The sequence below is a fragment of the Bradyrhizobium sp. genome (genome assembly GCF_019242285.1).
In the GTDB taxonomy this organism is placed as follows: domain Bacteria; phylum Pseudomonadota; class Alphaproteobacteria; order Rhizobiales; family Xanthobacteraceae; genus Bradyrhizobium.
Genome location: NZ_JAFAVV010000327.1, coordinates 1 through 6,098, shown reverse-complemented (window position 1 = coordinate 6,098; position 6,098 = coordinate 1). Strand labels below are relative to the sequence as shown.

The following is a 6,098-nucleotide window of genomic DNA, read 5'->3' as shown; positions in this document are numbered from 1 at the left end:
AGGTCGAGGTCTCGACCGCTACGTCGTCATCGGTGATCACGGTCGCGATCGTCCTTCCCGACATCTCGCGCGCCATCTCGAAGTTCATGACGTCGCCTTCGTAGTTCTTGACGATGAATAGCACGCCGGCCCCGGTGTCGGCGGCTTCCGCGGCAGCAAGGATCAGGTCGGGTGTCGGCGAGGTGAAGACCTGGCCGGGAACGGCCGCGTCCAGCATGCCCGGCCCGACGAATCCGCCGTGCAGCGGCTCATGTCCGGAGCCGCCGCCCGACACCAGCGCCACCTTGCCGGATTTCAGATTCCGTCGCAGCACGAAGGGCGCAGTCTCACCGAGCCGCACGACGTCGGAATGAGCGGCGCAAAAGCCCGCGAGGCTCTCATTCACCACGTCCTCAACGGCGTTGATCAGCTTCTTCATGTCTCCCTCCCTTGTCCTGCTTTTCGTTGTCGCGTCGCTTCAGGTATCCTCGATCAGCCTCACGATTTTCTCGGCGAATTCGCTCAAGAGGGTGTCGAGCCTGTGGTTCTTCTGCTCGCTGCCGAGATCCGGCAACATCAGCGTGAGCCGCCGGGTCCGCTCCCGCTCCTTGAGGAGCAGCAGTCGCCGCGGATGCGCGCGGTGATAGGCCGCGAGGAACCGCTCCTTCTCCTGCGCGGAGAAATGGCCGATCTGCATGATGGCGTGCACGTGCTGTGCGGGAATTGGCGTCTGATAGGCCGGGTTGGCGATCTGGGTGATGAAACTGCGGTTCTTGCCGAGACCTTCAGCGAGCCGCTGCCGCATGCCGGATGGACGTCGATCGAGAACGTCGCGTAGGATGGCCTTGTAGGCCGCGATGAGGTCCTGCGCGCTCGCGGGGGTCGCCTGCGTGCTCATGCCGGCCTGCCCGGATAACGGGCGATCGCGGCCCTGACGGGCGCCAGCGCGCCGGGCGCGACCGACAGGCTGCGCAAGCCCTGATCGAGCAGCGCCGCGACCTGGCTAGGATCGCCCGCCAGATCGCCGCACAGACTGGCTTCGCGGCCACAACGGTCGGCATGACGGACCACATGCCCGATCAGATGGAAGATGGCCCGCGAGGGGCGGGCGAGATCGGCGAGTTGCGGCTCGTCCCGGCTCGCCGCCATCACATACTGGATCAAATCGTTGCTGCCGATCGAAAAGAAGTCGGCGTCGAAATCCTCGATCGCGAGCGCGGCCGCCGGCACCTCGACCATCATGCCGAGCGGCGGCATCGCCGCCTCGATCCCTTCGCCACGCAGCTCCTCGACGGCGTCCCGGAACAGCGCGCGACAACGATCGAGCTCTTCCGGCACCGTGACCATCGGGATCATCACTTTCAGATGGCCAATGACCGCTGCCCGCGCCAGTGCCCGCAACTGAAGGCGAAAGACGTCGAGCCGCTCGAGCGACAGCCTCACGCCACGCACGCCAAGAAACGGATTGATTTCGCCTGCTTGCGTCAAGCCCGCGACCGGCTTGTCGCCGCCGGCGTCGAGGGTGCGGATGGTCACGGGCTTGCCGGCCGCCCATTCCGCCATCTGCCGGTAGATCTGGTACTGCTCGTCCTCGGTGGGAAGGCTCTCGCGGCCATGAAACAGGAACTCGGTCCGCATCAGGCCGATGCCATCGACCTTCGAGGGGTCGATGTCGCGAAGTTCGGCGAGCCCCGTGACATTGATCATGAGACGAACGGGTTCGCCGCTTGCCGTCAGCACCGGGCCATCGAACGAGGCCAAGGCCTGCCGCGCCTGCGACTTTTCGGCAAGGCGCTGATCATATTCGGCACGCAATACGGGATCGGGATCGACAATGAGCGCGCCGGCATCACCATCGAGGACGGCATCCACACCGGCTTCGAGACCTTCGACATCCCCACCGACCATCATCGGCACGCCGCGCGACCGGGCAAGAATGGCGACATGGCTGGAAGGACTGCCCCGGCGCAGCACCAGGCCGCCGTCCCTCCAATCGGTGGCGAGGAACACCGATGGCGGCATGTCGTCGGCCAGCACGATGACACCCGCCGGAACGGCCTGATCGACTTCACCCGCGAGGTGTCGCAGCACGCGATCACGCAGATCGCGCAAATCGGACGCGCGGGCGCGGAAATAGGGATCCACGGCCTGCTCATAGCCGGCGATCTCCGGGTCGATCCCGGCGATCCAGGCCCGGTCCGCGGCCTCGCCGTCCGCGATCAGCGCGAAGGCCGGAGCAGCGAGATTTTCGTCTTCCAGCAGCGCGATCTGGAACGACAGGATCGCCTGCGCCTCCTCGTTCTTCATCTCGCCCACCAGTGCGGCAAGATCCAGCCGCGAAGCATCGAGGGCATCCGCCAGCGCCTGCCGCTCTCCCGCGGTGGAACCGCCTTTGCGGGCAACAGCTGCAGCCGCAGCGAGACGCATGAGCGGCCCCGACGCAACCCCCGGGGCGGCAGGCCAGCCCTCGATCCGACGGGTCGTTCGCCGCGCCCTATGGTCCATCCGGAAAATCCTCGTTGACCAAGGTCACGAGCGCATCGAGTGCCGCCTCCGCATCGCTGCCCTCGGCCCTGAAGTAGAGGGTCGAGTCCTTCGGCGCCTTGGTCGCCATCACCTTGACGATGCTCTTGGCGTCGACCCAGGGCCCGTCGGGCGAGAGTCCCAGATCGATCTTCGATTCGAAAGCCTTGGCCAGCTTGGTGAGCTTGACCGAGGGCCTGGCGTGCAGCCCGACCTCGTGCCGAATGAGAGCCGATGCGCGAAGCCTGTTCATGCCGCCGTCCTGCATCATGCCGGCGTCAGCTCTTCGGCCGTGCGGCGCACGACGTCCAGCGGCGCCCCCGACGCCGCTTCGGTCGCCGCCATCACCGCGCCTTCCACGACGGGCGCATTGCAGACGACGACGCGGCTTCGTCGCGATTCCGGCAGCATCTCGATCGCCATTTCGCTGTTGGTCTCGGCGCCGCCAAGATCGACGAGGATGGCCACGCCCTGCTCTGACCAGGCCTTGTCGATCGCCGCCAGGATCGCCTCGACGCTGGTGCCAAGCCCACCGTCGGGATCTCCGCCGCACCAGCCGAGCGGCACCTCGCGGCCGACCATCTGCTCGACCATCAGCGCCGTGCCGCGGGCGACATCCGCCGAATGAGACACGATGACTATTCCCACATTGCCTTTCATGCAAAACCTTCCATGACGTCTACGACGGCGTCGACCATCAGCGCAGCGGACCGTGCGCCGGGGTCCATGTGGCCGATGCTGCGCTCGCCGAGGAACGACGCGCGACCACGAATGGCCTTCATCGGGATGGTGCTCTCGGCGGCGAGCCTCGCAACCGTTTTCAGGCGCGCCGGCAGATCCTCGCCGCTCTCGCGCAACACGCCGAGCACGGGGTAGAGCACATCCAGCATGGTCTTCTGGCCGATATCGGACTTGCCGCGCGCCTTCACCGCTTCGATCGCGGCCACGAAGGCGTCTACGACCTGTTCGCGGTCAACTTCGTCCGCGAGCGACTTGCCAAGCGATAAGAACAGGGTGCCGTAGAGCGGGCCGGAGGCGCCGCCCACCTTCATCACCAGCGTGGTGCCGACGCCCTTCAGCGATTCGCCAAAACTCTTGGCCGACAGATCGTCGACCGCGGCCAGCACGGCCTCGAAACCGCGACGCATGTTGGCGCCGTGGTCACCATCACCGATGGCGCGATCGAGATCGGTGAGCTCGTCGGCGCAAGCGATGACACGATTGGCCACGGTCTTGAGGAGACGTTTGCGCGTTTGGCGGTCGATCATCATGCGCGCCCTCCATTCACCGCGATTCGGTTGCCGGACTGATCGAAATAAAGCGGCTCGATGAATTCGAGGGCAACAAGGTCTCCGGCCTTCAGTTCCTGCGCTGGGTCAGCCAGGGTCACGAGCGAATGGGTATCGAGCTTGAGATGCACGTGGTTCTGGTCGCCGAGATGCTCGACCCAATGCACGCGTGCGCGGAGACCTGAGCGATCGACCGGGAAGATCCGGATATGCTCCGTGCGCAATCCCACTGTCTGCACCTGCCGCGGCAGTGAACTGCCTGTCAGCAACGCTGCCGGAATGAGGTTGATGGCGGGGGCGCCGAGACGGCCGGCGACGTAGACGCTCTCTGGCCGTTCGTAGATATCCCGGGGCGCACCGAGCTGGATCAAGACCCCCTCGCTCATCACCCCGATCCGGTCCGCCATGGTCATGGCCTCGGTCTGGTCGTGGGTCACATAAAGGATGGTCGTGCCCAGCTCCCGCTGGATGCGCTTGAGCTCGAGCCGCAATTCGGCGCGCAGCTTGGCGTCGAGCGAAGACAGCGGCTCGTCCATCAGGTAGACGGCCGGCTCCCGGACCAGCGCCCGGCCGATCGCCACCCGCTGCATCTCGCCGCCGGACAGCGCGGTCGCACGATTGTTCAGCTTCTGCTCGATGTGCAACAGTTCCGCCACCTGCTGCACCCGCCGGCGGATGAAGGCTTCGTCCATGCGCCGCGCCGGCGAGCGCAACGGAAACGCGAGATTGTCATAGGCGGTCAGATGCGGATAAAGCGAATATTGCTGAAACACGAAGGCGACGTCGCGCTCGGCCGGCACCTCCCTGGTGACGTCGCGCCCGCGGATCATGACGCTTCCATGGTCGGGCCGCTCCAGCCCCGCGATGAGACGAAGGGTCGTGGTCTTGCCGGCCCCGGTCGGCCCCAGCAGCACGACGAACTCGCCGTCGGCCATCGCGAGCGAAAGGCCACGCACCGCATCCACCGCGCCAAAACGCTTGCTGACGTCGGAGAGAGAGACCTCAGCCACCATGTCCTCCCGCATAAAGGGCCGACGACAGCGCCAGCCCGCTGGCCGTATCGAACAGCGAGAGCCGGTCCGGCCGCAGCTTGAGGCCTACCGTTTCGCCGACCTGAATCGGCTCGCCGGACGGCAGCCGTGCCTTGAGCTGGCCGCTCGCCGTGGTGACGGTGACGATCTGCGTCGTGCCGAGATATTCGGCGCCGATCACGCGCCCGCGCAGATCCGAGGCGTCCGCAAACGAGACATTCTCGGGGCGGACGCCGAGGGCGAACCTGCTTTCGGCGCGATCCTCGAACAGTTCGGGCATGTCGACGGGCACGCCGTCTATCCTGATCACGCGATCGCCCCGTCGCAAGGCCGTGTGCACATCGAGAAAGCTCATCGGCGGTGCACCGATGAAATCGGCCACGAACATCGTCTTCGGGCGATCGTAGATCTCCTGCGGCGCGCCGATCTGCTCGACACGGCCGCCATTCATGATGGCGATGCAATCGGCCATCGCCATGGCTTCGAGCTGGTCGTGGGTGATGTAGACCGTGGTCGCGTCGATGCGGTCGTGCAGCTCGCGCAGTTCGCCACACATCAGCCTGCGAAACTCCGAATCGAGCGCGCCCAGCGGCTCGTCCATGAGGAACGCCTTCGGCCTGCGTACGATGGCGCGGCCGAGCGCGACGCGCTGACGGTCGCCGCCCGAGAGGCCGCCGACCCGGCGGTCGAGCAGATGATCGATCCGCAGCAGCCTCGCCGCCTCCTCGACCGCCCGCTTGATCTCGGCGCGCGGATGGTTCTGGCAACGCAGCGGAAAGCCGATGTTCTGCCGCACGTTCATGTGTGGATAGAGCGCAAAGAGCTGGAACACGAAGGCAATGTCCCGGGCGGAGGCGGGCAACGCCGTCACGTCCGCGTCGTCGAGCAGGATGCGACCCGCCGTCGGCAGTTCGAGGCCCGCGATCATCCGCAAGGTCGTGGTCTTGCCGCAGCCGGAGGGCCCGAGCATCGCGAAAAAGGTGCCATCGTCGATGGTGAAGTTCGAGCCTGCCACGGCGGTGAACTGATCGAACGATTTGCGCAGGTTTTCGACGCGGATCTGTGCCATGTGACCTATTCCGGAAAATGGCTGACGATGACGTAGCTGGCCGTGCCGGCGAGGATCGTCACGAATGAGTAGCCGTACAGATCGATCGACCACGGCTGCACCAGCATGATGATGCCGCCGCCGATCAGGGTCATCGCGCCAGCCTCCCAGGGCCCGCGAGGGAACCAGCGAGACACTCCAGTCTTGGCTGTAGCAGAATCGCTCATT

General features: G+C 65.8%; 9 protein-coding genes. All 9 read right to left on the bottom strand.

Translation table 11 applies throughout. The features are described from left to right. Positions 1-418: dihydroxyacetone kinase subunit DhaK (locus tag JOY90_RS12940; protein WP_291691520.1), on the bottom strand; the 418-nt coding region annotated here is incomplete at its 3' end. Between the two features lie 39 nt (positions 419-457). After that, positions 458-877 carry a hypothetical protein gene (locus tag JOY90_RS12935; RefSeq protein WP_291691519.1) on the bottom strand — a complete coding sequence of 140 codons (420 nt, stop codon included), beginning with the start codon at positions 875-877 and terminating at the stop codon, positions 458-460. Continuing rightward, on the bottom strand, positions 874-2,484 hold the full coding sequence (gene ptsP, locus JOY90_RS12930) for a phosphoenolpyruvate--protein phosphotransferase (RefSeq protein WP_291691518.1): 1,611 nt from the start codon (positions 2,482-2,484) through the stop codon (positions 874-876). Before ptsP ends, JOY90_RS12935 begins: the two co-directional genes overlap by 4 nt. Continuing rightward, positions 2,474-2,755, bottom strand: a complete 282-nt coding sequence (locus JOY90_RS12925) for an HPr family phosphocarrier protein (protein WP_291691517.1) — start codon at positions 2,753-2,755, stop codon at positions 2,474-2,476. The genes ptsP and JOY90_RS12925 overlap by 11 nt, the downstream gene beginning before the upstream one ends. Positions 2,756-2,769: 14 nt before the next feature. Next, positions 2,770-3,162 (bottom strand): dihydroxyacetone kinase phosphoryl donor subunit DhaM, encoded by a 393-nt coding sequence (gene dhaM / locus JOY90_RS12920; RefSeq protein WP_291691516.1) that lies wholly within the window; start codon positions 3,160-3,162, stop codon positions 2,770-2,772. After that, positions 3,159-3,773 carry a dihydroxyacetone kinase subunit DhaL gene (gene dhaL / locus JOY90_RS12915; protein ID WP_291691515.1) on the bottom strand — a complete coding sequence of 205 codons (615 nt, stop codon included), beginning with the start codon at positions 3,771-3,773 and terminating at the stop codon, positions 3,159-3,161. The genes dhaM and dhaL overlap by 4 nt, the downstream gene beginning before the upstream one ends. Continuing rightward, positions 3,770-4,801: an ABC transporter ATP-binding protein gene (locus JOY90_RS12910; RefSeq protein WP_291691514.1), complete on the bottom strand. Its 1,032-nt coding sequence runs from the start codon at positions 4,799-4,801 to the stop codon at positions 3,770-3,772. Before JOY90_RS12910 ends, dhaL begins: the two co-directional genes overlap by 4 nt. Next, on the bottom strand, positions 4,794-5,891 hold the full coding sequence (locus tag JOY90_RS12905; protein ID WP_291691513.1) for an ABC transporter ATP-binding protein: 1,098 nt from the start codon (positions 5,889-5,891) through the stop codon (positions 4,794-4,796). The genes JOY90_RS12910 and JOY90_RS12905 overlap by 8 nt, the downstream gene beginning before the upstream one ends. Before the next feature lie 5 nt (positions 5,892-5,896). Next, complete coding sequence (locus JOY90_RS12900) at positions 5,897-6,025, bottom strand: hypothetical protein (RefSeq protein WP_291691512.1); 129 nt, start codon at positions 6,023-6,025, stop codon at positions 5,897-5,899. Between the last annotated feature and the right edge of the window lie 73 nt (positions 6,026-6,098).

Bases quoted from the DNA above. Each gene is read 5' to 3' on its own strand.
- JOY90_RS12935 (WP_291691519.1), bottom strand. From the start codon at position 877: ATGAGCACGCAGGCGACCCCCGCGAGCGCGCAGGACCTCATCGCGGCC.
- ptsP (WP_291691518.1), bottom strand. From the start codon at position 2,484: ATGGACCATAGGGCGCGGCGAACGACCCGTCGGATCGAGGGCTGGCCT.
- JOY90_RS12925 (WP_291691517.1), bottom strand. From the start codon at position 2,755: ATGAACAGGCTTCGCGCATCGGCTCTCATTCGGCACGAGGTCGGGCTG.
- dhaM (WP_291691516.1), bottom strand. From the start codon at position 3,162: ATGAAAGGCAATGTGGGAATAGTCATCGTGTCTCATTCGGCGGATGTC.
- dhaL (WP_291691515.1), bottom strand. From the start codon at position 3,773: ATGATGATCGACCGCCAAACGCGCAAACGTCTCCTCAAGACCGTGGCC.
- JOY90_RS12905 (WP_291691513.1), bottom strand. From the start codon at position 5,891: ATGGCACAGATCCGCGTCGAAAACCTGCGCAAATCGTTCGATCAGTTC.
- JOY90_RS12900 (WP_291691512.1), bottom strand. From the start codon at position 6,025: ATGACCCTGATCGGCGGCGGCATCATCATGCTGGTGCAGCCGTGGTCG.